General features: G+C 49.4%; 27 protein-coding genes. 4 read left to right on the top strand and 23 right to left on the bottom strand.

Going from position 1 to position 23,788, the window contains the following annotated elements:
• The first annotated feature begins 4 nt into the window (after positions 1 to 4).
• From B2U10_RS13190 to B2U10_RS13180, 3 genes are all read left to right on the top strand, one after another.
• On the top strand, positions 5 to 244 hold the full coding sequence (locus tag B2U10_RS13190; protein WP_290788190.1) for a hypothetical protein: 240 nt from the start codon (positions 5 to 7) through the stop codon (positions 242 to 244).
• A 157-nt stretch (positions 245 to 401) separates the two neighbouring features.
• Positions 402 to 554: a hypothetical protein gene (locus B2U10_RS13185; RefSeq protein ID WP_155960200.1), complete on the top strand. Its 153-nt coding sequence runs from the start codon at positions 402 to 404 to the stop codon at positions 552 to 554.
• A gap of 27 nt (positions 555 to 581) precedes the next feature.
• Positions 582 to 956 (top strand): hypothetical protein, encoded by a 375-nt coding sequence (locus tag B2U10_RS13180; RefSeq protein WP_035411757.1) that lies wholly within the window; start codon positions 582 to 584, stop codon positions 954 to 956.
• Position 957: 1 nt separating this feature from the next.
• Here B2U10_RS13180 and B2U10_RS13175 read toward each other — a convergent pair whose 3' ends face one another.
• From B2U10_RS13175 to B2U10_RS13085, 19 genes are all read right to left on the bottom strand, one after another.
• Entirely contained in the window at positions 958 to 1,356 is a 399-nt protein-coding gene (locus B2U10_RS13175) for a GNAT family N-acetyltransferase (RefSeq protein ID WP_414655328.1), read from the bottom strand.
• Positions 1,357 to 1,554: 198 nt separating this feature from the next.
• The gene (gene rlmH, locus B2U10_RS13170; RefSeq protein ID WP_290788182.1) at positions 1,555 to 2,034 is read right to left on the bottom strand and encodes a 23S rRNA (pseudouridine(1915)-N(3))-methyltransferase RlmH; all 480 of its coding nucleotides are present in this window, start codon (positions 2,032 to 2,034) and stop codon (positions 1,555 to 1,557) included.
• Between the two features lie 72 nt (positions 2,035 to 2,106).
• Positions 2,107 to 2,268 carry a CxxH/CxxC protein gene (locus tag B2U10_RS13165; protein WP_069201504.1) on the bottom strand — a complete coding sequence of 54 codons (162 nt, stop codon included), beginning with the start codon at positions 2,266 to 2,268 and terminating at the stop codon, positions 2,107 to 2,109.
• 145 nt (positions 2,269 to 2,413) lie between these two features.
• Positions 2,414 to 3,703: a S1C family serine protease gene (locus B2U10_RS13160; RefSeq protein ID WP_290788179.1), complete on the bottom strand. Its 1,290-nt coding sequence runs from the start codon at positions 3,701 to 3,703 to the stop codon at positions 2,414 to 2,416.
• Positions 3,704 to 3,809: 106 nt separating this feature from the next.
• A complete protein-coding gene (locus B2U10_RS13155; protein ID WP_290753792.1) occupies positions 3,810 to 4,601 on the bottom strand; it encodes an MBL fold metallo-hydrolase in 792 nt (263 codons plus the stop codon).
• 10 nt (positions 4,602 to 4,611) lie between these two features.
• Positions 4,612 to 5,448: a two-component system regulatory protein YycI gene (locus tag B2U10_RS13150; protein WP_035411749.1), complete on the bottom strand. Its 837-nt coding sequence runs from the start codon at positions 5,446 to 5,448 to the stop codon at positions 4,612 to 4,614.
• Between the two features lie 6 nt (positions 5,449 to 5,454).
• A complete protein-coding gene (gene yycH / locus B2U10_RS13145) occupies positions 5,455 to 6,771 on the bottom strand; it encodes a two-component system activity regulator YycH (RefSeq protein ID WP_035411747.1) in 1,317 nt (438 codons plus the stop codon).
• On the bottom strand, positions 6,768 to 8,618 hold the full coding sequence (walK, locus tag B2U10_RS13140) for a cell wall metabolism sensor histidine kinase WalK (protein ID WP_035411745.1): 1,851 nt from the start codon (positions 8,616 to 8,618) through the stop codon (positions 6,768 to 6,770). The genes yycH and walK overlap by 4 nt, the downstream gene beginning before the upstream one ends.
• 2 nt (positions 8,619 to 8,620) lie before the next feature.
• Positions 8,621 to 9,328 carry a response regulator YycF gene (gene yycF, locus B2U10_RS13135; RefSeq protein WP_023469844.1) on the bottom strand — a complete coding sequence of 236 codons (708 nt, stop codon included), beginning with the start codon at positions 9,326 to 9,328 and terminating at the stop codon, positions 8,621 to 8,623.
• Positions 9,329 to 9,553: 225 nt separating this feature from the next.
• Positions 9,554 to 10,846, bottom strand: coding sequence for an adenylosuccinate synthase (locus B2U10_RS13130; protein WP_056064628.1), 1,293 nt, complete (start codon positions 10,844 to 10,846; stop codon positions 9,554 to 9,556).
• A gap of 211 nt (positions 10,847 to 11,057) precedes the next feature.
• Positions 11,058 to 12,410 (bottom strand): replicative DNA helicase, encoded by a 1,353-nt coding sequence (gene dnaB, locus B2U10_RS13125; RefSeq protein ID WP_023469846.1) that lies wholly within the window; start codon positions 12,408 to 12,410, stop codon positions 11,058 to 11,060.
• A gap of 19 nt (positions 12,411 to 12,429) precedes the next feature.
• Positions 12,430 to 12,873: a 50S ribosomal protein L9 gene (rplI, locus tag B2U10_RS13120; RefSeq protein ID WP_023469847.1), complete on the bottom strand. Its 444-nt coding sequence runs from the start codon at positions 12,871 to 12,873 to the stop codon at positions 12,430 to 12,432.
• A complete protein-coding gene (locus tag B2U10_RS13115; RefSeq protein ID WP_035411741.1) occupies positions 12,870 to 14,855 on the bottom strand; it encodes a DHH family phosphoesterase in 1,986 nt (661 codons plus the stop codon). The genes rplI and B2U10_RS13115 overlap by 4 nt, the downstream gene beginning before the upstream one ends.
• A gap of 134 nt (positions 14,856 to 14,989) precedes the next feature.
• A complete protein-coding gene (rpsR, locus tag B2U10_RS13110; protein ID WP_023469849.1) occupies positions 14,990 to 15,220 on the bottom strand; it encodes a 30S ribosomal protein S18 in 231 nt (76 codons plus the stop codon).
• Positions 15,221 to 15,264: 44 nt separating this feature from the next.
• On the bottom strand, positions 15,265 to 15,783 hold the full coding sequence (gene ssb, locus B2U10_RS13105; RefSeq protein WP_023469850.1) for a single-stranded DNA-binding protein: 519 nt from the start codon (positions 15,781 to 15,783) through the stop codon (positions 15,265 to 15,267).
• A 23-nt stretch (positions 15,784 to 15,806) separates the two neighbouring features.
• On the bottom strand, positions 15,807 to 16,094 hold the full coding sequence (rpsF, locus tag B2U10_RS13100) for a 30S ribosomal protein S6 (protein WP_035411738.1): 288 nt from the start codon (positions 16,092 to 16,094) through the stop codon (positions 15,807 to 15,809).
• 120 nt (positions 16,095 to 16,214) lie between these two features.
• Positions 16,215 to 17,315: a redox-regulated ATPase YchF gene (ychF, locus tag B2U10_RS13095; protein WP_290788176.1), complete on the bottom strand. Its 1,101-nt coding sequence runs from the start codon at positions 17,313 to 17,315 to the stop codon at positions 16,215 to 16,217.
• A gap of 229 nt (positions 17,316 to 17,544) precedes the next feature.
• Positions 17,545 to 17,733, bottom strand: coding sequence for a DUF951 domain-containing protein (locus B2U10_RS13090; protein WP_023469853.1), 189 nt, complete (start codon positions 17,731 to 17,733; stop codon positions 17,545 to 17,547).
• Positions 17,705 to 18,634, bottom strand: coding sequence for a mechanosensitive ion channel family protein (locus tag B2U10_RS13085; protein WP_056064622.1), 930 nt, complete (start codon positions 18,632 to 18,634; stop codon positions 17,705 to 17,707). The genes B2U10_RS13090 and B2U10_RS13085 overlap by 29 nt, the downstream gene beginning before the upstream one ends.
• Positions 18,635 to 18,816: 182 nt before the next feature.
• On the opposite strand from B2U10_RS13085, the gene yyaC reads away from it, so the two are divergent.
• Positions 18,817 to 19,434 carry a spore protease YyaC gene (yyaC, locus tag B2U10_RS13080; RefSeq protein ID WP_035412220.1) on the top strand — a complete coding sequence of 206 codons (618 nt, stop codon included), beginning with the start codon at positions 18,817 to 18,819 and terminating at the stop codon, positions 19,432 to 19,434.
• Between the two features lie 37 nt (positions 19,435 to 19,471).
• On the opposite strand, the gene B2U10_RS13075 is transcribed toward yyaC, so the two are convergent.
• From B2U10_RS13075 to mnmG, 4 genes are read right to left on the bottom strand one after another with little or no spacing between them, the layout of a single operon-like run.
• Positions 19,472 to 20,236 (bottom strand): ParB/RepB/Spo0J family partition protein, encoded by a 765-nt coding sequence (locus B2U10_RS13075; protein WP_035411733.1) that lies wholly within the window; start codon positions 20,234 to 20,236, stop codon positions 19,472 to 19,474.
• Between the two features lie 38 nt (positions 20,237 to 20,274).
• Positions 20,275 to 21,108 (bottom strand): nucleoid occlusion protein, encoded by an 834-nt coding sequence (noc, locus tag B2U10_RS13070; protein WP_290788171.1) that lies wholly within the window; start codon positions 21,106 to 21,108, stop codon positions 20,275 to 20,277.
• 48 nt (positions 21,109 to 21,156) lie between these two features.
• A complete protein-coding gene (gene rsmG / locus B2U10_RS13065) occupies positions 21,157 to 21,873 on the bottom strand; it encodes a 16S rRNA (guanine(527)-N(7))-methyltransferase RsmG (RefSeq protein WP_056064620.1) in 717 nt (238 codons plus the stop codon).
• 5 nt (positions 21,874 to 21,878) lie between these two features.
• Positions 21,879 to 23,768, bottom strand: a complete 1,890-nt coding sequence (gene mnmG / locus B2U10_RS13060; protein WP_056064617.1) for a tRNA uridine-5-carboxymethylaminomethyl(34) synthesis enzyme MnmG — start codon at positions 23,766 to 23,768, stop codon at positions 21,879 to 21,881.
• Positions 23,769 to 23,788: the final 20 nt, after the last annotated feature.

Raw genomic sequence — 23,788 nt, 5'->3', positions numbered from 1 at the left:
TTCGATGGAAACGAAAACCTCTACCTTTACCGCCATGCATGGCGTGATGACGCAAGAAGTCGGTGTCATCAGCGGTGAACTCGAACTCCGGACGACCTGTCAGGAGGATGGAACGTTGGAACTGAAGATTGCTTATGTCGGAGCGATAGACGTCTATACGTTACCCGGAAGTTATCGTGTCCATGACGTTCGGGATCATGACGTCATCCATCAGATGCTCGTCAATGTACTAGAGCGAACATAATGAAAAACAGACGCTGTCCAAGTTAGTGGGCGGCGTCTGTTTTCGTTTTGCATATTCAAAATCAGATTGTCATTATTTACTAAATCGTATGCACTTATCTGACTACTTATCCGGTATAGTGAAAACAACATCATTATTCTTTCGGGAGGCATAAGTCATGCGAAACGTTTTGATTCCAACTGGCGTCATTTTAAGTGGTGCAGGTCTATACATGGCATTAGAGGGTCACGTGCCTGCATTACTCGTTACGGGCATCATCATGCTATTTGGTTGTGGTATCGGTATCATCACGAAAGCAAAGTCAGAGTAATCCATAAATCTAGTTAGGAGGACAACTATGATTCAACAGTTCATCAAGGAACAGCAGTCACACTCCATTATTGGAGGTTTTATCGCCAAGTCTGCCGACCCGATCCTAGCCCACGTCAATCCATCGCGTTTACAAGAAAAAGACCTCGTGGTATTGATTCAAGCTGATCAATCGATTATTGTCTCTTTCACTAATTCACAAGATCAATCAGATTGGACGCCACTATCACGAGAGCAGATTCATCGATCAAAAAGTATACTCGCACCTAAGACATACTATTTCAAAATTAAGCATGAGGAATATGCCGGAAACTATTTGATTTCACCAGATTTGATTGTGAACGATCAATTCAAGAGCGAAAAGGATTATTTAGAAGTTCTAACATCAACAACGAATGGATAACTTATAGCTGTTTTATGAAGACGATTTCGTCTTTAATCGGAATTCCCTTTTCATTGTATAACGGGATTTCCGGTTTTATTTTGCGTGCAAGGCCCACGGCATTTGGAATCACCTGCGATACTGTGTATTTCCGATGTTGATAGAAACGTATCGCACGTTCATTGTCGTTTGTCGTAACGAGTGTCAGCAAGTTGCATTGTTGCTGTGTTGCCTTTTCTTCTACCATTTGCATCAATTGTGAACCGATTCCTTTATTTTCTTCAAGACTATCCAGTGAAATGATTTCGCACGTCTGTGAAGTAATATGATAGGTGATTAGTCCAATGATTTCATAATCATCATTCGTAACATAAAATCCATCCAACAGACTGCAATCATGAACACCTGTTGACGTTACCATTTGTGAACTGCCCCAGTGCACAGTAAAAAAGTCTTTAATCTGACTACGTGTTTTCTGTTCTATAATCTGAATAACCATTATGTATACCTTTCATTTATATTTATTATGTTAATTGTGATATAAGGGTTAATCTTATTATTTAAAAAAGACCACCTCGAGTATCAGTTACTACACTTAAGGCGGTCATCTAAATACTGTTTATTTATGATAAGGCTCATTCCGATTAATCCGGTACGCGCGATAAATCTGTTCACAAAGGATCATCTTCATCAATTGATGCGGAAATGTCATCTTTGAGAAGGAGATTGTATCGTTCGCACGCTGCATCACTTCTGGTGTAAGACCGAGTGATCCACCAATGACGAAAGCAATTTTGCTCTTGCCGTATGTCGCGAGTTGATCGAGTTCTTTTGCGAACTGTTCACTCGTCCGTTGTTTTCCTTCAATAGCAAGTGCAAGGACATGAACGTCCGGTCCAATCTTCGCTAAAATCCGTTCGCCCTCTTTTTTCTTTACTTGCGCCATCTCCGCTTCACTCAACTGCTCCGGTGCCTTTTCGTCCGCGACCTCGATTTCTTGGATCGAACAGTAGGCGCCGAGACGCTTCGTATATTCGGCGATGCCTTGCTTCAAATACTTCTCTTTTAGCTTTCCGACCGTAATGATGGTAATTTGCATCTTTTTTCTCGCTTTCTGACAGAAAATTCAGGAGTTATCCACAGAGTTATCCACAAATCCACATGTTGATATTTATTTTTTGCTTGACACAAGATATGTTGCCGGTGCCTCGCAGTATTCACAGGTGATGTTTTTTTCTGGATTTAGCTGATCGAGAATCGGGTATTGTTCTGTTTCATCTACGATTTCGTCAAGTGCGAGCTCGACATGTTCTAAGCAGACGTACTTATCCACAGGTGGTCTCCTCCTTTCACTTATCCACATTTATCCGCTTCCAGTATAACAAATATCAACCTTCCTGACCGGAAAAGCCGCAGGTTCCTTACTTAAAAAAACCATCCACAGGTCGGACCTGTGGATGGTTTTTTCAGGTTATACCTTACTGAACGGTTTGTGACTGGGCCGACAACTTCACATCTGCTGTCTGTTTTTCACCGCCCCGGTAGAACGTGACTTTGACCGTTTCACCAACTTTTGCATCCCGGTAGAGAACACTTTTCAGATCAGCGAACGATGCGATTGCTTTTCCGTTGATCTCGACGATGACATCGTTTGCCTTCATTCCCGCTTTTTCGGCTCCGCTGTTACGTGTTAGACCAACGACGACGATTCCTTTCGTGACATCATTCGGCAATTTCAACCGATCTTCGCGGTATCCGCTTGGGAATTCCTGCACGTCACGGATCTGAATACCGAGCTGTGGACGAACGACTTCACCGTTTTGCTCGAGATCACGCATGATTGGTAACGCTTCGTTGATTGGAATCGCAAATCCGACTCCTTCGACACTTGCTTCCGCAATCTTCATCGAGTTGATCCCGATCAATTGACCGGCTGTATTGATGAGCGCTCCACCCGAGTTCCCCGGGTTGATCGCTGCATCGGTTTGGATGACTTCCGTATTGAAGTCTTGCTGTCCATCTTTGTTCGTATCAACTGGAACCGTCCGTTCCTGCGCACTGATGACACCGCGCGTGACGGAGTTCGCGAAGATTCCGAGTGGGTTTCCGATCGCAAGCACCGTTTCACCGGCACGTAACGTATCCGAATCCCCCAGTTTTGCGACTTGTGTCACTTTCGATGAATCAATCGACAGGACCGCTAAATCGTACGTCGGATCTTCGCCGAGGACTTTTGCCTCGAGTGCTGTTCCGTCGGATAACGTCACAGACAAGCGGCTCGCGCCTTCAACGACGTGGTAGTTCGTAACGACGTAGGCTTTATTGCCGTCTTTTTTATAGATGACGCCGGACCCTGCACCCGTTTCCTGATCGGTTCCTTGGAACGAGCTCTGAAGGTTCGTCACGCTCACGACGGCTTCCTTCGTCTTACCGACCGCACCGACGATGTCGGCTTCATCCTCTGTCGTCTGTGTCGCAGTCTGTTCCGCTGTCGTCGACGAAACCGGAGTCGGACTCGTCATCTCATCGCGGACGAACGGCCACGCGACGAGGGCGATCAATAAGGCTCCGACGATTCCGCCGATCAGACCGACGAAAAAGGCTTTTCCGGCACCACGACGACGCGGTGGTTCTGGTTGTTCTTCATATGGTTCACGATAAGGGCTGACCGGTTCGCTCGTTGCCGGTTGACGGGGCGGGAAGCCGCTCTCATCGGATGACTGTTCGTATCGTTCGGATTCGTTCCGTGGTTCTTCGGGTCGATCCATCGACATACGCCTCCTTTATGACTCTCTTTACACAAGTATACCCCCATCACGTGGCAAGTGAGCCAAATGTGGGGGTCTTTTGAGCATATTCAGTAATTTCCCATAATCAAAGCTTTAGGAGCGGTGTCGGAATGACCGGATCCGTGTCGAGAAGCTGAATCTTACTCAGATCGACGTCACGGCTCGCGAGCGTCTGGGAGACACTCATCCGGGCGAGTTCCTTCATGTTGTTGTCCTTGCTCAAGTGGGCCATGTGGATGCGTTTCGTCCGGTCATCAAGGACCTCACTCATCGCGATTGCGGCGTCCTCGTTCGAGACGTGTCCGTAATCCCCGAGGATCCGTCGTTTGACGCTCCACGGGTAATGTCCCATCTGGAGCATACCGATATCGTGGTTCGCTTCGAAGATATAGGCATCGGCGCCCCGAATGACACCTTTCATCCGGTCCGAGACGTATCCGGTATCGGTGATGTGTGCCAATCGTTTTCCTTCATGCGCGAACTGGAAGAACATCGGATCCGCTGCATCATGACTGACGTTGAATGATTCGACTTCGATGTCACCGAACTGCTTGACCTCGCCGACTTCCCAGAGGAACTTCAGCGCCGGGTCGATCTTACCAATCTTCGCTTCCATCGCCGCCCACGTCTTTTCATTCGCATAGAGCGGGATATTGTACTTGCGTGCCATGATGCCGACGCCTTTGATATGGTCGGAGTGTTCATGGGTGACGAACAGACCATCGATGCCTTGCGGCGACCGGTCGATCTGGTCGAACAAGGCGAGCATCGCCTTGCCGGTCAGTCCGGCGTCGACGAGCAAACGGGTCTGTTCACTTTCGATATAGAGGGCGTTCCCCGTCGAGCCACTGGCCATGACGCTGTAGTGTAGGCTCATCGTGCATTCCTCATTTCTCTGAGACTGTATCCAATCGTTCAACGGTTTGGACACCGCCATCAATTGCATTGACAAAGTAGACTTCCTCGTTGTCGAGTTCGATTTGCCACGTCGGCGGCAGGATTTGAACGGATTCCGTGCCTTCCGTGACGAGACAGAAATACCCGAGTTTATGACTCGTCAATCGCTTCGATGCCGGGAACAAACCTTGCTCCGACAACTGGACGATCGCTTCACTTGCCGATAACAACGTCACATCCTGTGCTTGCCGGACGACCTTGTTCAAGTGGCGTTGCTTATAGCTGACGATTTCCTTCGCATCGTTGAGTTGCAAGACGAGCAGGGATGGTCCGATCATCGCATCGTCCTCACGCGACTGCTGTGGTGTCGAATAGAGCGGCTGTCCCTTATACGTCTGAACGAATGTCATCTCCTGATACTTACTATCATACTTCCAAAATGTATATTCGGCACCATACCGAACTGACGCTTGAACGAACGATGAAGCGGAATCCCGCATCGTCTTCGTTTCGAGTCGATACGGTTTCGTCAACCGGACCGACCACTCGACATCATTCTTGACGGAGGCGACTGCATCTTGAATCGGTGAACTCGCAAGTGGTGCCAGCGTCCGCGCATCGACTTCAGCCGTCAAATAACCAATGTCTCGCGTGACCGGTTGCAGTTTCTTCTCATCGATGTGACGATCCTTCAAGATCGATTTCCCGGTCGCACTCGTCGCGACGATCCGCGGCTCGACCATCCGGTCCATCAATTGAATGGCAAGGTAGACGTTCAGGATCAAAAAGGTCAGCATCAATAAGGTCTTCGCTTTACTCCAGTCCATTCGTCCTCACCCCTCATTCCCGACAGCTTGATTGATCGATTGCCAAACCCCATCGACCTTGATGAACCACGTCGGCTCAAAGACAGCGTAGCGGCTCGTTGAAATTTTATACGTCATCTCATATCCGACCCGGATCCCACTGATTTCTTTTAAGAGATCGGCGCGTCTTAGACGTTCAAGAACCGTTTCGACAGCCGGCACCGTCTCTTCCCGAAGGATCAACTTCCGCTTTGCTCGAAGCATGCTGCGGCTGAGCGACCGGACTTGATTTTCTTCATACATGATTTTCAGTGTCGCGAGATCGAACTTCGTCTGTTCGAGCAACGGACCGCTCTCCCCGAACACCGGATACCGGTTCAAGTACAACCGGAACGTCGCCGTCTGTTCCTCGCCCTTCTTACTCATCTGATCGAAGTAATAGCGGAAACCACTCCGTTGTGTCTCTTGATCAAGCCAGCCTCCATGAATGTTGACGTAGCTAACGAGCGTGCTGTAATCAACGGTCGAGCTTTGGGTGTTCGGCGATAACGTGTTGAAGCGATAGACATTGTAGTTTCGGTCGTACGTCGAGACGCTGACGCCATCCGTCAAGACGTCGAGATCATCGCGACTCTTGATTTGCTGGACGTTCGAATTTTCGGCAAAGAAGGCACTCCGGATGCGATCGAGTGGTTGCGGCGATTGCCCGACCTCGTCATAGACGAAGACTTGTTCCAGCCGTGTCGTACCACTCGCGACATACGTATAATCGCCCCCTTTGAGTTCGACGCGCGTCATCGGTTTTTTCTTATCGTACGCGAACAGTCGTTTCAGAACCGTCTCATCGCCGACGAGTTTAAAGTCCTTTAGGCGCCCCGTCGCCGACTCAAGACGGAGAATCGGACCATCGTAATCGAGGAGATAGAGCCGTTTGATCGGTTCTGAGAACGCGATCTGTTTTTCTCCGAGTAACTCCTCAAGCATCGTTGCGCTGATCGGTGTCGGAAAAATCATCTCGACGCTCCGCTCGCCGACCGGGATGTTCTTTGCTTTATCCGTCAGGACAAGGACCCCGATATTGAACGATGCACCGATCCGGTTGAGGAAGGTCCGCCCGATGATTTGCGTTTGGTACGTCCCTTCCTGATCCGAATAGACAAGTAATTCCGGATTAATCAGCTGGTTGCTTTCAATCGTCTTTGAGGCATCGATCTCGTTGAACGAGACTTGTTCCCGCTCGATCGATTCACTGCTTGGATGATAGGTCCAGAGCATCGCTGTCTGAGCGATCGAACCGGCGACGAGCAGGACGAGTAACAGCGAACTCCAGTGTTGTTTCTTCATCCGGCATCCACCTCTTCGATCACCTCATACGGAAGCGTGAAGTAAATCGTCGTACCGCGTCCCCATTCGCTTTCTGCCCAGATGTCGCCACCGTGAGCCGAAACGACGTCTTTCGCAATCGACAGACCAAGACCGGTTCCGCCGATTTTACGGGCACGGGCTTTATCGACACGATAGAAGCGTTCGAAGATTTTTTGGAGATTCGCTTTCGGGATTCCGACACCTTCATCCTTGATGCTGATGACGATCCGTTTTGCCCGGAGCATCGTCCGGACGGTTATTGTTCCGCCTTCCGGTGAGTATTTGATCGCGTTCGTCAGGATGTTATCTGCGACCTGAATCAATTTATCCTGATCCCCACGGATATAGACTTTCCGCTTCATGATCTTACGACGGAAACGAATCCGTTCCGGCTTCGTCATGTCATGGCGATCGAGAATCTCATTCAAGAACTGAATGTAATCGAAGCGGACCTTGTTCATCTTGTATTCCTTACTGTCCATCTTCGACAGCTGTAAAAGATCGGTGACGAGGCGGATCATCCGCTCCGTCTCATTTTGTGTCGTCTCAAGGAAACGCGGTGCGAGTTCCTCATCCTGATAGGCGCCTTCTGCCAAGGCTTCGAGGTAGCTGCGCATCGTCGTCAGTGGTGTCCGGAGCTCGTGACTGACGTTCGCGACGAATTCACGTCGATCCTGTTCGACCTGCTCCTGTTCCGTGACGTCATGTAGGACGACGATCATCCCGGTAATCGGTCCACTGTGTTTCTTGACGGGCGAGAAGAATGCCCGGACGAGGAACAGTTCGTCCTCACTACTGAAATCGAGCAGACGCGGTGGCATCGTGCCGTCTTCCGGAATCATGAAATCGTCACCGAGTGCCAGTAGGTCCTTCAAGTTCGTTCCGACGACGCTCGCATCGTCAGCGCCGACGATATCCTTCGCTTGATCATTCATCAAAATGACGCGCAGCGTCCGGTCCGTCGCAATCACGCCGTCGGTCATGTTCTCAAGGACACTCGTCAACTTCCGCCGTTCGGCTTCCGTCGTCGCGTTCGCTTCGAGCAGCTCATCCGTCAATTCATTGAACGAACGAGCGAGTTGCCCGATCTCATCATCCGAATAGACTTTAACCTTCCGCGAGAAGTTCCCGCGTCGCATCTCGATCGCTTGACGCCGCATATCCGAAATCGGACGCGTGATCGTCCGCGACAGCAAGACTCCGAGAATCGACGTGATGACGAGGGCGATGACTGTTCCGGTCGCCAAAATCCGCGTGACCTGTTGCATCTGCGAATAGATCGACTCCATCGAGGCACGGACATAAATCATCCCGGTCGTCACACCGTCTCGTTCCGAGGTGACGGGTACGGCAAAGATCCGGATCTTATCTTCTGATTCCGGATCGAGTACGGTGTCCGTCCGGGTCGAGCTCGTTGCCTGCGCTTTTTTAATCAGTGAATTCGTCGCCCGTTGACCGACCGCCGACTGGTTCTCGTCATCCGATGTCGCTTGGATGATCGAGTCCTGATCGATAATCTGGACTTCGAGGATGTCGTTCCTTGAGGTGGAGCCATTACTAAACTCAGACAGCAGTTGCCCTAATGATTGGGACAACTGCCGTTTGGAGGCTTCATCATCGCCTGTTTTATCGAATTCCTTCCCGACGTTATAGGCGACAAGACCTGCCCGGTCCTCGACCGACTTCGAGAAGTTCGTAATGTACTGCTTTTCAAGGGAACGAACGAAGTAGACACCAATGACCTGCATCGCCACTAAAATCAATAAGGCATAGATGACGACAAGCTTCCATTGGATGGATTTAAAGAAGTTCGTTCCTTTTAACATCGTTATTCATTCTCCCCGTCTTGGAGATAGTAGCCGACCCCACGACGCGTCATGATATAGACCGGCGTACTTGGGTTATCTTCGACTTTTTCACGAAGACGGCGCACTGTCACGTCGACTGTCCGGACGTCACCAAAGTAGTCATAGCCCCAGACCGTCTGCAACAAATGCTCACGCGTCATGACTTGACCAATGTTTTTCGCGAGGTAATGCAACAATTCGAACTCACGTTGCGTCAGCTCGATCTTTTGATCCTTACGCGTCACTGTATGCGAATTCGTATCGATATACAGTTCTCCGACTTTGAGTGGACCTGGTCCAACCGGTTGTGGTGTAGCTTCCGGACTCGTATTACGCAAGTGGACTTTAACGCGGGCGAGTAACTCACGTGAGCTGAATGGCTTCGTCACGTAATCATTCGCACCAAGCTCAAGACCAAGTACCGTATCAATTTCAGAATCCTTTGCTGTCAGCATGATGATTGGAATCTTCGACGTCTTCCGGACTTCCCGGCAGACCTCCATCCCGTCCATCAACGGGAGCATGATATCAAGTAACATCAAATCCGGTTTGAACTCCTCGAATTTTTCTAATGCCTCCACGCCGTCGTTTGCGATCGCGACCTGGTAGCCTTCTTTTTCTAATTTAAACTTGAGTATATCTGCAATCGGTAACTCGTCATCGACGACTAGAATTTTACGTTCCGTCACTGGGTGTGCCCCCTTAAAAATTTCTATTCAATCTATTTTACCTGTTTTTTCGGCATATAGAAAGGTGGCGACGGAAACTCCCGGCGCCACTCGCTCTACTGTTCGTCGTCTCACGGGAGAGGTTCCACGTGAAACACTGTATTCAGTATACCTGTTTTTGCTTCCGTTTGTGAACCATTTCGCACAAAAAACAGCCTCTTGCAGGAGGCAAGAGGCTATTGAGACTTATGCTTCTTCGTAGAGATCACGCAAGACGACGGTCTGTTCACGACCCGGTCCGACCGAGAACGTGACGAGCGAGATACCTGTCAGATCCGCGATCCGCTTGACGTAGTTCTGTGCGTTCAACGGTAGATCTTCAAAGCGACGGACACCTGTGATGTCCTCTTTCCAGCCTGGAAGCTCTTCGTAAACTGGGACACATGCTTCAAGATCACGGAAGCTTGCTGGGTACTCATCGATCTGTTTACCATTGAATTCGTACGATGTACAGATCTTCAACGTTTCGAGTCCTGTCAGAACGTCGATCGAGTTGAGCGAAAGATCCGTCAACCCACTTGTACGGCGCGAGTGGCGAACGACGACAGAGTCGAACCAACCAACACGACGCGGACGTCCTGTCGTCGTCCCGTATTCACGACCGACTTCACGGATTTGATGACCGATATCATCAAACAATTCCGTTGGGAACGGACCGTCACCGACACGTGACGTGTACGCTTTACAAACACCGACGACGTGGTCAATTCGGGCTGGACCGACACCAACACCTGATGCAACACCGCCAGCTGATGCGTTCGATGATGTAACGAACGGATACGTTCCGTGGTCAAGGTCGAGTAAGACACCTTGTGCGCCTTCAAACAACACTTTTTCACCGTGATCAAGGCTATCGTTGACGACGACGGATGTATCACAGACATATTTCGCGAACTCTTGTCCATATGCATAGTACTCTTCGAAGATATCGTCGAACGCGATTGGTTCAGCGTCATACATCTTCGTGAACATGCGGTTCTTTTGGTCGAGAACGATCTTTAACTTCTCAGCAAACGTTTCTTTGTCGAGTAAGTCTGCCATCCGGATTCCGATTCGTGCGGCTTTATCCATGTAGCACGGTCCAATCCCTTTTAGCGTCGTTCCGACTTTTGCGTCGCCCTTCGCTTCTTCTTCTAACTGATCCTGCAACTGATGATACGGCAAGATGACATGCGCCCGATTCGAAATTAACAAGTTATCCGTTGAAACACCACGATCGTGCAGATACTTCAATTCCTTGACGAGTGATTTCGGGTTGACGACAAGACCGTTCCCGATGACACATTTCTTATCCGAGTAAAAAATACCTGATGGGATCAAGTGCAATTTGTACGTCTCGTTATTGAATACGATCGTATGTCCTGCATTGTCTCCACCTTGATAACGTGCTACGACGTCAGCTTGTTTTGAAAGAAAATCGGTGATTTTCCCTTTTCCTTCGTCGCCCCACTGTGTTCCGACTACTACTACTGATGACATCTTATCATCCACCTCCACGTACGATTCAAAACCACGACTAAGTGTAACGCGATAAAAAAAAGAAGTCAACCAAATACCGAACAATTAATTGTTACAATTCTCTTTCGTTCGTTTAATTATCGTTTTTAGTGAATAAACTGAGAATCTTTAGGTGAAAATAAAAAAAGCTACGTTTTGCCTCCGATTCATCGAGGGCAAGACGTAGCTTGGATTAAGCAGGTGGCGCGTACGAGTTGCTTGGCTCGAGATCCACGAACTTGTTGAATTCTTTTCGGAAGGCGAGCTTGACGGTACCGGTTGGACCATTCCGCTGTTTCGCGATGATGATCTCAATCGTATTCGCATCTTCCGTTTCTTTATTGTAGTAATCATCACGGTACAAGAAGGCGACGATATCGGCATCTTGCTCGATCGCTCCCGATTCCCGGATATCCGACATCATCGGTCGCTTATCTTGACGACTCTCCACCCCACGCGAGAGCTGCGATAAGGCGATGACGGGGACTTCAAGTTCACGCGCGAGTGATTTCAAGGAACGGGAAATTTCCGAAACCTCTTGTTGACGGTTGTCGCTAGAGCGACCATTCCCTTGAATCAACTGCAAGTAATCGATCATGATCATCCCAAGACCATGCTCTTGCTTCAAACGACGGCATTTCGCCCGGATATCATTGACCCGAATACCTGGTGTATCGTCGATGTAGATACCGGCTTGAGACAAGTTACTCATCGCAAGCGATAACTTCCCCCAGTCCTCTTCTTCGAGTTGACCCGTCCGCAGACGCTGCGCGTCGACGTTTCCTTCGGCACAGAGCATCCGCATGACGAGCTGTTCGGCACCCATCTCAAGACTGAAGATGGCGACGTTCTCATCAGCGCGTGTCGCGACGTTTTGCGAGATGTTCAAGGCGAACGCGGTCTTCCCGACCGACGGACGTGCTGCGACGATGATTAAATCGTTGCGCTGGAAGCCGGCCGTCATCTTATCGAGATCTTGGAAACCGGTCGGAATCCCCGTCGTCTCGCCGCTTTGCTTATGCAATTTATCAATCGTTGCATAGGCACTCGTCAAGACGTCCGAGATCGGGATGAAGCTCGCGCTTCCTTTTCCTTGTGATACTTCGAGAATCTTCCGTTCTGCCTCGTTCAGCAGGACATCGACCTCATTTTGCCGTTCGTATCCATCAGTGACGATCTCGCCTGCCGTCCGAATGAGACGCCGGAGCGTCGACTTCTGGTCAACGACGTTGACGTAATAATTGATGTTGGCTGCAGTTGGTACCCCTTCTGCCAGTTCCGCTAGATAGGGTAGACCACCAATCTCATCTAGAATCCCGAGCGTACTGAGCTCGGCTGTCACCGTAACGAGGTCGATCGCTTCGCCTCGGTCGGACAGCACGAGCATCGCTTCAAAGATCCGTTGGTGAGAGGCACGGTAAAAGTCCTGCGGTAACAGACGTTCCGATGCACTGATCAAACGATCCGCATCAATCATGATCGCCCCTAGGACGGCTTGTTCTGCCTCGATGCTTTGGGGAGGCATATTTTGCATGACTTCACTCATCACCGGTCCCCTTTTCTACTCACGCCTCTTTGACCTGAACGTTCAGTGTCGCTGTCACTTCGTTGTGTAACTTCAATGGTACCTTCGTAAAGCCAAGTGCCTTGATCGGGTGCTCGAGCTCGATTTTGCGTTTATCGATCTTGTAACCCATGCTTTTAAGTGCTTCTGCAATCTGTTTACTTGTGACTGATCCGAAGACACGACCGCCTTCACCGGCTTTCGTCGAGACGACGATCGTCTCTTTTTCGATTTTTTCTTTTAACGCTTGCGCGTCAAGCAAGTTTTGTTTCGCTTCTTCTGCTGCTTTACGTTCGTGTGCTTCATGTTGCTTCAAGTTGCCAGTCGTCGCAGGGCGCGCCAACTTTTTCTTGAAGAGTACGTTATTTGCATAAGCATCGGCCACGTCTTTGACGTCTCCTGCTTTCCCTTGTCCTTTTACATCCTGTAAGAAAATAACCTTCATTCTGATTCCTCTCCTTTTGTCTCATCTTCTAAATATTGATCGATTGCTTTACGCAACGCATCCGCCACGGTGACGACTGATTCTGACATCTGTGTCGCCGCGTTCGTCAAGTGACCGCCGCCACCGAGCGTCTCCATGATCAACTGAACGTTGACATCCCCAAGCGAACGGGCGCTAATCGCCGTTCGTCCATCTTGAAGTTCCGCGATGACGAAAGCGGCGCGAATGCCTCGAAGCGATAACAATTGATCGGCTGCTTGCGCGATCAAGACTTGATCGTGAATGACGCCTGGCTCTGCTGTCGCAATCGCCATCCCTTCCGTATAGACTTCGGATCGCTCGAGGATATGTGACTGCTCGACGTACGTCTCAAGATCCTGACTGAGAAACTCTTGTACGAGTACTGTGTCAGCACCTTGTGAGCGTAAATAGGATGCGGCATCGAACGTCCGAGAACCGGTCCGCAGGGCAAAGCCTTTCGTATCGACGATGATCCCAGCGAGTAACGCCGTCGCTTCAAGCATCGCCAGTTTCTGATTCGTCGGTTGGTACTCGATCAGCTCGGTGACGAGCTCTGATGTCGAAGAAGCATACGGCTCAAGATACACGAGAACCGCATCTTCGATGAAATCTTCGCCCCGACGATGATGATCAATCACGACCATATGCTCGAATCGATCGAGCAAGGCCGGTACGACAACAAGCGATGGTTTGTGTGTATCGACGACGACGAGTAACGTCTGATCGTCGATCAATTGATCAGCTTGAAACGCATTGACGAATCGTGTCTCGAGTTGTGGTACTTCGGCAATCTCATCCATCATCCGGCGAATCCCGCGTCCGATTTCTTCCGGTGGTAAGACGATATGTGCTTCCTTATCGTTCATTTCCGCAAGCTTCAAAATGCCAATTGCTGATCCGAGTGCATCCATGTCTGGATTTTTGTGACCCATGATCAGGACACGGCTCGATTCCTGCATTAAGTCACGAAGCGAGTTAGCGATGACCCGGGCCCGGACGCGCGTCCGTTTTTCCGTCGGATTCGTCTTGCCGCCGTAAAAGCGGACCTTCCCGTCCCGCTTGATGACGACTTGGTCGCCTCCTCGTCCCAGCGCAAGATCGAGACTCGACTGAGCCATCTGACCAAGCGCCGGAATCGGGTCACTTCCGCAACCAATTCCGATGGATAACGTCAACTGGACGCCGCGTTGACTCGTCTCTTCCCGAACCGTATCCAGAATCGTAAACTTCGATCGTTCGAGAATCCGTAGATTCTCTTCTGTCGTAACGATGAAATACCGATCGGACGCGGTCCGCTTGATATACGTCCCGTGTTCCGCTGCCCAGTGATTCAACAACTGCGTGACCCGGCTGTTCAGTTCACTGCGTAACTGATCCTCGATGCCTTGTGTCATCTCATCGTAGTTATCGAGATAGATGACACCGATGACCGTCTGATTATCGACGAGTTGTTGTTCAACTTGTGCTTCTTCCGTCATATCGAACAGGTAAAAGGTCCGGTTCTCATGATTCGAAAAGACACGATACACGGCATCGCCGATTTCAAGCGTCGCTTGATCCTCATTCGTCGCGACCATTTCGATGAATAAGGGATCGAGCTCATTGAGCGTCTGTCCCATTGCTACATCATCAAAGATATCCCGCATCGGATCATTGAACCAGGTGACAAGCGTTTCCTCATCGTATAACAAAATCCCGATTGGCATGTTCGTCAACGCATCTTGTCCTGTCTCCTCGACTTGCATCGAGATTCCGGCGACGTACGTCTCCCATGCCCTGCGTGCACGACGTTCTTCAAATAGGTGCAATCCGAAGAGGAGGGCAGTCACGACGGCTCCGATGGCAGAGATGACCGGTTCGCGGACAGCGACGACGAGAAGCAGACCGACGATTAATAGATACGGAATGAAGCGAACGATACGTCGTTCGCGTTCCGGTGATACTTGTTGACCTGACTCCATCGTGTCCTCCTTATATGCTCTATAGGGTTAATTAAAATTTTTAGTAACTTGTTTATTATAACCGAAAAGCAGGAGGGGATGAAAGAGAAGCGAAAAAAAGCACCACCCTCACGCTTGAGGATGGTGCTACGAAATCAGTCAGCCACGTATGGAATTAAAGCCATTTGACGTGCGCGTTTGATTGCGATTGTAAGTGGACGTTGGTATTTCGCTGAAGTACCAGTCACACGACGTGGAAGAATCTTACCGCGTTCCGAAATGAAACGTTTGAGAAGTTCTACGTCTTTATAATCGATATGAGTGATGTGGTTCGACGTGAAGTAACATACTTTACGACGACGTTTTCCACCTGGACGACGTGCCATGTGATTAACCTCCTTTTTAACTTGGATTTTTCAGGACGATTTCCTTAGAACGGGAGATCGTCGTCTGAAAGGTCGATCGAACTACCGCCGCTGAACGGATCAGCGCCGAAGCCCGAATTCGATGAAGCGGGTGCTGGCGAGGAAGAGTTGTTCTGCTGTTGCTGTGAACCCCATCCTGCAGCATTCCCGTTTCCACCAGTTGATGAAGCGTAGCCTTCGCTACCATCCGAAGAACGGCTCGCGTTACGTGACTCAAGGAAGCGGACGCTATCAGCGACGACTTCCGCACGGTAACGGCGTTGCCCTTCTTTATCGTCGTAGCTGCTAATCTGGAGGCGACCCTCTACACCAGCAAGACTACCTTTCTTCAAATACTGAGCAACGTTCTCTGCTTGCTTGCGCCAAACGACGCAATCGATGAAATCAGCTTCTCGCTTCCCATCTTGCCCTGTGAAAGGACGGTCACATGCGAGTGTGAATCGCGTTACCGCAATCCCGCTCTGCGTATAACGCATTTCCGGGTCACGAGTTAACCGACCGACTAAAACGACGCGGTTAATCATCAGAATCACTCTCCTGTTTCAGCTTATTTCTCGTCTTTTGTGATCATTAAGCGAACGATATCGTCACTGATCTTCATGAGACGGTCAAGTTCTTTTGTAGCTGCTGGTTCAGCAGTCACGTTAAGAAGAACGTAGAACCCTTCACGCATATCATTGATTTCGTAAGCGAAACGACGTTTACCCATTTCAGTTGTTTTATCAACTGTACCACCGTTATCAGTGAGGACTTTGTTAAAACGCTCCACTGTTGCTTTGCGTGTTTCCTCATCAAGTTCCGGACGGATGATGTAAAGTACTTCGTATTTACGCATATCTGTCACCTCCTCTTGGACTGGCGGCTCGAATGTTCGAGCAAGGAGCAATAATTCATTACTCACATTCGTTAATACTACCAAAGTATTTTGCTTTATGCAATAACGATTCGTTTTCGATTAGACGTTGAAGCGGAATGTGACGACATCGCCGTCTTGGAAGACATATTCCTTACCTTCTGAACGGTAACGACCTTGTTCCTTGACTGTCGCCATGTTACCTGCAGCTGCTAGATCTTCGTACGAAACGACTTCTGCACGGATGAATCCGCGTTCGAAGTCCGAGTGGATGACACCCGCACATTGTGGAGCTTTCATGCCTTTTTTAAACGTCCAAGCGCGTACTTCTTTTTCACCTGCTGTGAAGTATGTCGCAAGACCAAGCGTGCTGTACGCCGCATGGATCAATTGATCAAGACCCGACTCTTCGATTCCGAGATCGACGAGGAACTCTTGACGCTCTTCCGGCTCAAGCTCTGCAATTTCTTCTTCGATCCGAGCACAGATGACGATGACTTCTGCGCCTTCTTTTGCTGCGAATTCACGGACGAGACGCACGTTCTCATTGCTGTCTGCATCTGCGACTTCATCTTCGCCGACATTCGCGACGTAAAGCATCGGTTTCATCGTCAACAATTGGAAGTGTTTGACGAGTGCTGCTTGATCTTCGTTCAATTCAGCGAGACGTGCTGGTTTCTCATCTTCGAGCAACGCTTGCACGATTTCAAGTGCTTCAAGCTCAGCCGCTGCGTTTTTATCGCGCGACTTGACTTGTTTTTGGACACGCTGCATCCGTTTTTCGACCTGCTCAAGATCTGCGAGGATCAATTCGAGGTTGATCGTCTCGATATCATCGATCGGTGAGACTTTTCCGGCCACGTGTGTGATGTTTTCATCTACGAAACAACGCACGACCTGACAGATCGCATCTACTTCACGAATGTTCGCGAGGAATTTATTTCCGAGCCCTTCCCCTTTAGACGCACCTTTTACGATACCGGCGATATCCGTGAATTCGAATGCTGTCGGGATCGTCTTTTTCGGGTTGACGAGTTCTGTCAATTTCCGAAGACGTGCATCTGGTACTTCAACGACACCGACGTTCGGGTCGATCGTTGCGAACGGATAGTTCGCTGCCTCGACACCTGCTTGTGTGATGGCGTTAAAAAGTGTTGATTTTCCTACGTTTGGTAAGCCAACGATTCCTGCTGTTAATCCCACTTGGAATTCCTCCTTTTCGGTATTTCCTAGGAAATCCGTGCTAGCGGCCGCAGTGGGTAGAATGATTACACCACGTCAGCACATCTTTCACAATTATAGATAGTTCATTTTTTTTAAGCAAGGAGCTCGACCGTCTTTTTTAATCACGCTCTAATCGAACACAATCACTTCGCTTATGAAAGACAACGAAAAAGCGGATGTGATCACGAGAATCACATCCGCTTTTTCGTCACTCTGGTAAGACTTTTTTCAATCGTTTATCAAAATCACGACGTGGCATTAAAATGCTCGCCCCGCAACCTTGGCATTTGATTCGGATATCCATGCCGACCCGAATGATCTGCCATCGGTTCGTTCCACATGGATGCTGCTTCTTCATCTCAACATAATCATGGAGTTGATACGTTTTTGGAATCATCCGTCTGTCCACCATTCTTTTGTTCTGGATTCATCATGACCATCCGTGGATACGGGATCTTGATGTTTTCTTCTTCGAGTCCTTGCTTCAATTCCTTCCGGATCAGACGACCAGCTTGGAAATGTTGCATCGGTGGTACTTCTGCCATCAAACGATAGACGACTTCTGAAGGACCAAGTGTCTGAACACCGAGCATCTGAATCGGCTCGACGAACATATCGACATACTTCTTCGTCGTCCGGTCTGCAATCTCATGCAGAACTTGTTCGACGCGTTCAAGATCCTCATCATAGGAGACTTGGACATCGACGAGTGCGAAACTGTTGTCGACCGAATAGTTCGTGACTTGCAAAATCTGACCGTTCGGGATGATGTGGATTTCCCCGTTGAGTCCTTTGAGTTTTGTCGTCCGGATACCAAGTTCCGTCACGACGCCTTCGATTACACCGACGCGTACATAATCTCCGACTTTAAACTGACGTTCGAAGATGATGAACGCTCCTGTAATGATATCTTGCACCAAGTTCTTCGCACCAAACGAAATCGCGAGACCAGCGATTCCGGCACTGGCGACGAGACCGGTGATGTTGATTCCGAACTGACTAAGCACTGTCAACAACATGATGATTCCAAGTACGTAACGAATCGCATTTTGGAGCAACTTCAACAGCGTCTCGTTCTGTCGTTGTGCCAAGTAGTCATGTTCATTGATTTTCCTGATCGTAAAGAGACGTGAGACTGCCCCAGTCAAAACGCGCGTCAACACATAGAACGCCGCGATGATGATGAGCGCAATCAGTAGTTTCATCCCAAAACGAATCCACATATCCGCATCCATTACTTGATTGATCAATTTATCGACTTGGGCGACGGATTCTTGTACATCTTGATTGGTAGCCATTCTCTCATCCTTTCCTATTCTCTCTATTACGACAGTATACGTGATTTTAATCGAGTTTCAACCAAAGAGCCGATTTTGACGTTAGATTTCTGGAAAAACCGGGAAAGGAAAATCATCTAAGAACCCTTCACTCTTGCCAATCCACCACGACACCGACATCAAGAGAAGAAAGGATGATTTCGATGAACTTCCGCTTTCATTCGCACGAGCCCAAGCCCTATTCTTTCTTTTTAGAATATACGGAACCGTTCGCGAAAGAACGCTTAGCTGAACAATTATTCGAACAAGTCTCTGCCGTCCAAGAAAAACGTCCGATCGTACTCGTCTGCATTGGTTCTGATCGTTCGACAGGTGACTCACTCGGTCCACTCGTTGGGACATTCCTCGAGAAACAAGCGCCTGCTCATCTTCACGTTTACGGTACACTCGCTAAACCCGTCCATGCACTGAATCTCGCAGAAACCATTCACTCGATCCAAACGACCCATTACCGTCCACTCGTCATCGCGATCGATGCGTGTCTCGGTCGCCTTTCAAGTGTCGGACATGTCTTTTTCTCGGAAGGTCCACTCGCACCCGGCGCCGGCGTCCAAAAAGAATTGCCTGCGGTCGGTGACTTCAACATTAAGGCTGTCGTCAACGTCAGTGGATTTATGGAGATGATGATTCTCCAGAACACACGGTTACACCTTGTTTATGAACTAGCGGAACTCGTCGCGAACAGCTTCCACTTACTTGATGCGAAACTCTCCGCTGAATCCACACGGACGACGATTTCTTTCACGCCGCGTTCAATGTAAGCAAAAAGAAGCGAACCGTCGCCCGGATCGCTTCTTTTTAGTGATCCGATTCAGGTAACAACAAGTCGAGCAACCGATTGAGGTCGTCTTCGTCTATAAAATCGATCTCGAGTTTCCCTGCTTGTTTTCCTTGTTTAATCCGAACGGTCGCCCCGTATTTTTCGCGAAGTGATTCCTCGACGAATTGAACAGCGGTCGCTTGTTGCGGACGGGCGGCTTCCTTACGTTCCCGAAGCGCCTGCTCTAACCGACGGACGTTCCAGTTCTCCGCCATGACCCGTTCTGCCATCTGTTCGATCTTCTTTGGATGTTTCAGCGACAGGAGCGCGCGGGCATGTCCCATCGACAACCGTTCGTCCATGACCGCTTGTTGAACGAGCAATGGCAACTGTAACAGTCGAAGGCTGTTCGTAATGTGCGAACGACTTTTCCCGACACGCTGTGCAAGCTCTGCTTGCGTAATGCCGAATTCCTCGATCATCTCCGCATATGCCATCGCTTCTTCAATTGCAGATAAGTCTGCTCGTTGGATGTTTTCGATCAAGGCGAGCTCCATGACGCGTGTCTCGTCTGCTTCAATCACAAGGACCGGTACACGTTCGAATCCTGCGCGACTCGCCGCCTGATAGCGCCGTTCACCGGCGATGATTTCGTAATAGCCATCTCGTGGTCGGACGACGATCGGTTGGATCATCCCGTGACGAACGAGCGATTGGGCTAACTCTTCTAATGCTTTTTCATTGAATCGTTTCCGAGGTTGAGTCGGATTCGGGCGAATCGCCCGAACAGGTAATTCATTCACGTGCTTTCTCTCCTAAACGTAGCGGAAGGCACGACCGCTTATTCCGGACGTGCCTTCACGATGCGAATTCGCACCTCTACATATTCTTCGCAATCGACTTCTTCTTTTTCGATCGTCAATCCAGTCTGCTCGATCATATCGACGGAATCCCGCAAGGTGTTTAACGCGATTCGTGTATCTCGTGCAAAGCTTTTATGACGTTTTTTCTTCGGTGGCTTTGGTGTCATCAATCGTTCCACCCGGCGCTCCGTCTCCTTGACGTTCCATTCCCGTTCCAGAATTTCAGCGAGTACCGTTACTTGTAACGCTTCATCCTTAAGTGGCAATAACGCTCGGGCGTGACGTTCCGTGATTGTCCGTTGCTTCAATGCTTCCCGGACATCCATTGGCAATCGGAGCAAACGTAATTTGTTGGCAATCGTCGACTGACTACGTCCGAGCTTACGGGCTAACACTTCTTGCGTGATGTCTTGTAATGCAAGCAAACGCTCATAAGCTTCCGCTTCTTCGATTGGTGTCAAGTCTTCGCGTTGCAGATTTTCAATCAATGCCAGGGAAGCAGTCGTCTCGTCCGTCATCTCTTTGACGATGGCAGGAATCGTTTCCCAGCCAAGCGAGCGCACTGCTCGGTACCGTCGTTCTCCGGCAATGATTTCGTACCCTGTTCCTTGTTTTCGAACGACGATCGGCTGGAGTAACCCGTGCTCTTCGATCGTAACCGCTAGTTCTTCAATTCGGTCCCCGTCAAACACAGTCCGTGGTTGGAACTGATTCGCGACAAGTTCTGTCAATGGTAATTCCTGAACCGTCTCTTGGGGGTCAAGCTCGATCGTAGCAGGTTTACCGAGCAGTTTGGCAATTGCATTTCTCACGTTGGCGCACCTCACCTTTATCAGTCATCGTTTCACGTGAAACGGTGTTTAGCTTAATGGATCTTTCGCAGGCGTTCCCGCTTTACGCGGATATTTCCCGGGTGTTGTTCGTTTTTTATCTACAATAACGATATTACGCTCACTTTCCTCGCCTGGCAATTGGAACTGGAAACTTTCCCGTAAATTCCCACCGAGTACTTTTAAGGCAATCGCACCATCCTCAAGCTCTTCACTGACTTTCGCCGCCTTCAAGGCAACGAATTGTCCTCCGACTTTCGCAAGTGGTAGGCAATATTCCGCGAGAACGGACATCCGGGCAACCGCACGTGCGGTCACGACGTCAAATCGTTCGCGGAATTGTTTATTTTTACCGAACTCTTCTGCGCGTCCATGATGGAACGCGACACCTTCGAGTCCAAGTTCCGTCGCTAAATGATTCAGGAAGCCGATTCGTTTGTTCAGTGAATCGACGATCGTCACTTGAAGGTGCGGGAACATGATTTTGATCGGCAGACTCGGGAACCCAGCACCTGCTCCGACATCACAAACCGTCGTGACTGCCGTGAAATCAAAATAGAACGCTGCTGTGATCGAGTCATAGAAGTGCTTTAAATAGACATCTTCTTCATCGGTAATCGCCGTCAGGTTCATCTTTTCATTCCACTCGACGAGCAGTTCATAATACCGCTTGAATTGATGCAACTGATGTTCTGAGACCTCAAGTCCCTGTGCTGCCAATGCTGTTACGAATTGCTGTTGGTTCATCTCGTTCACTCCGCAGTCAATGCGTATTGGCCTTGTTCGATATAGACAAGCAAGATCGAGATATCAGACGGATTAACCCCTGAAATCCGGGATGCTTGTCCGATCGAGAGCGGACGCACTTGGTTTAGTTTTTGTTTCGCTTCAATCGCTAATCCACTGATCGCATCGTAATCGAGACGATCCGGAATCCGTTTTTGCTCCATCCGCATCATTTTTTCGACTTGATCGAGTTGTTTATCGATGTAGCCGGCATATTTGACTTGGATTTCGACTTGTTCTGCTGCTTCTGCAGACAATGGTGTTTCCGGTGGTGTCATCTGCGCAATCATCGCATATGTGATTTCCGGGCGTTTCAGCAACGTGATCGCATGCAAGGCTTCCTTAAGTGGCGATGCACCAATCGCTTCTAGCTGTGCATTCACGGCCGGTGTCGCTTTGATGACGACCTTCTCAAGACGTTTCATCTCAAGACGGATTTGCTCTTGTTTGTCGAGCAACTTCGCTTGGCGTTCTTCCGAGATCAAACCGAGTTCATGTCCGATTTCCGACAGACGAAGATCCGCATTATCATGACGGAGCAACAAGCGGTACTCGGCACGTGACGTCAAGAGGCGGTACGGTTCGTTCGTACCTTTCGTGACGAGATCATCGATCATGACACCGATATAGCCTTGTGAACGTGACAAGATGAGTGGTTCTTTGCCTTGGACTTGTAGTCCAGCATTGATTCCTGCCATGATCCCTTGTCCCGCTGCTTCCTCATAACCACTTGTTCCGTTGATTTGACCCGCTGTGAATAAACCAGGAACACGTTTTGTTTCGAGCGTTGGCCAGAGTTGTGTCGGAACGACAGCATCGTATTCAATCGCATAACCAGGACGCATCATTTCTGAATTCTCAAGCCCAGGAATCGAGCGGAGAATATCGTGTTGAACGTCTTCCGGTAAACTTGTCGATAACCCTTGCACGTAGACTTCTTCCGTATCGCGACCTTCTGGCTCAAGGAAGATTTGGTGACGCGGTTTATCGTTGAACCGGACGACCTTATCTTCGATCGATGGGCAATAACGGGGACCTGTCCCTTTAATCATCCCAGAGAACATCGGTGAACGGTGTAGATTCGCATCGATCAACTGATGCGTATACTCCGTCGTATACGTCAACCAGCATGGAATTTGTTCCGTGATCATCTGTGTCGTTTCATGACTAAACGGAAGCGCTACTTCGTCACCTGGTTGGATCTCCGTCTTCGAGTAATCGATCGTTTTCCCGTCGATTCGCGGTGGTGTACCTGTCTTGAAACGTGCGAGCTCAAATCCAAGTTCTTCAAGATGTTTCGATAGATTGATCGATGGCATCTGATTGTTCGGACCACTCTCGTACGACAATTCACCGATGATGATTTTCCCACGCATGAACGTTCCTGTCGTGATGATGACCGCTTTCGCTCGGTATTCCGCTCCAGTATTCGTGACGACACCAACGCAACGTCCTTCATCGTCAATCAATAACCGTTCGACGAGCGCTTGACGTAAGAGCAAATTCGGCTCATCCTCAAGCGCTTTTTTCATCCGGTTTTGGTATTCGAATTTATCCGCCTGCGCCCGTAATGCTCGCACGGCAGGTCCTTTTGACGTGTTTAACATTTTCATTTGAATATACGTTGCATCGATTGCGCGTGCCATTTCACCACCGAGCGCATCGATTTCCCGGACGACGATCCCTTTTGCAGGACCACCGATCGACGGGTTGCAATACATGAATCCGACCATATCGGGATTCATTGTCAACATGACCGTTTTCGAGCCCATTCGTGCCGCAGCAAGAGAGGCTTCGATGCCGGCATGTCCGGCTCCGACGACGATGACGTCGAATTCACCTGCTTGATAAGCCATAGTACTGGTTCCTCCTTCTT

The organism is Exiguobacterium sp. UBA7533 (assembly GCF_002479335.1).
GTDB lineage: Bacteria > Bacillota > Bacilli > Exiguobacteriales > Exiguobacteriaceae > Exiguobacterium_A.
The sequence above is the reverse complement of the archived record's forward strand: the minus strand, read 5'-3'. Positions and strand labels throughout refer to the sequence as shown.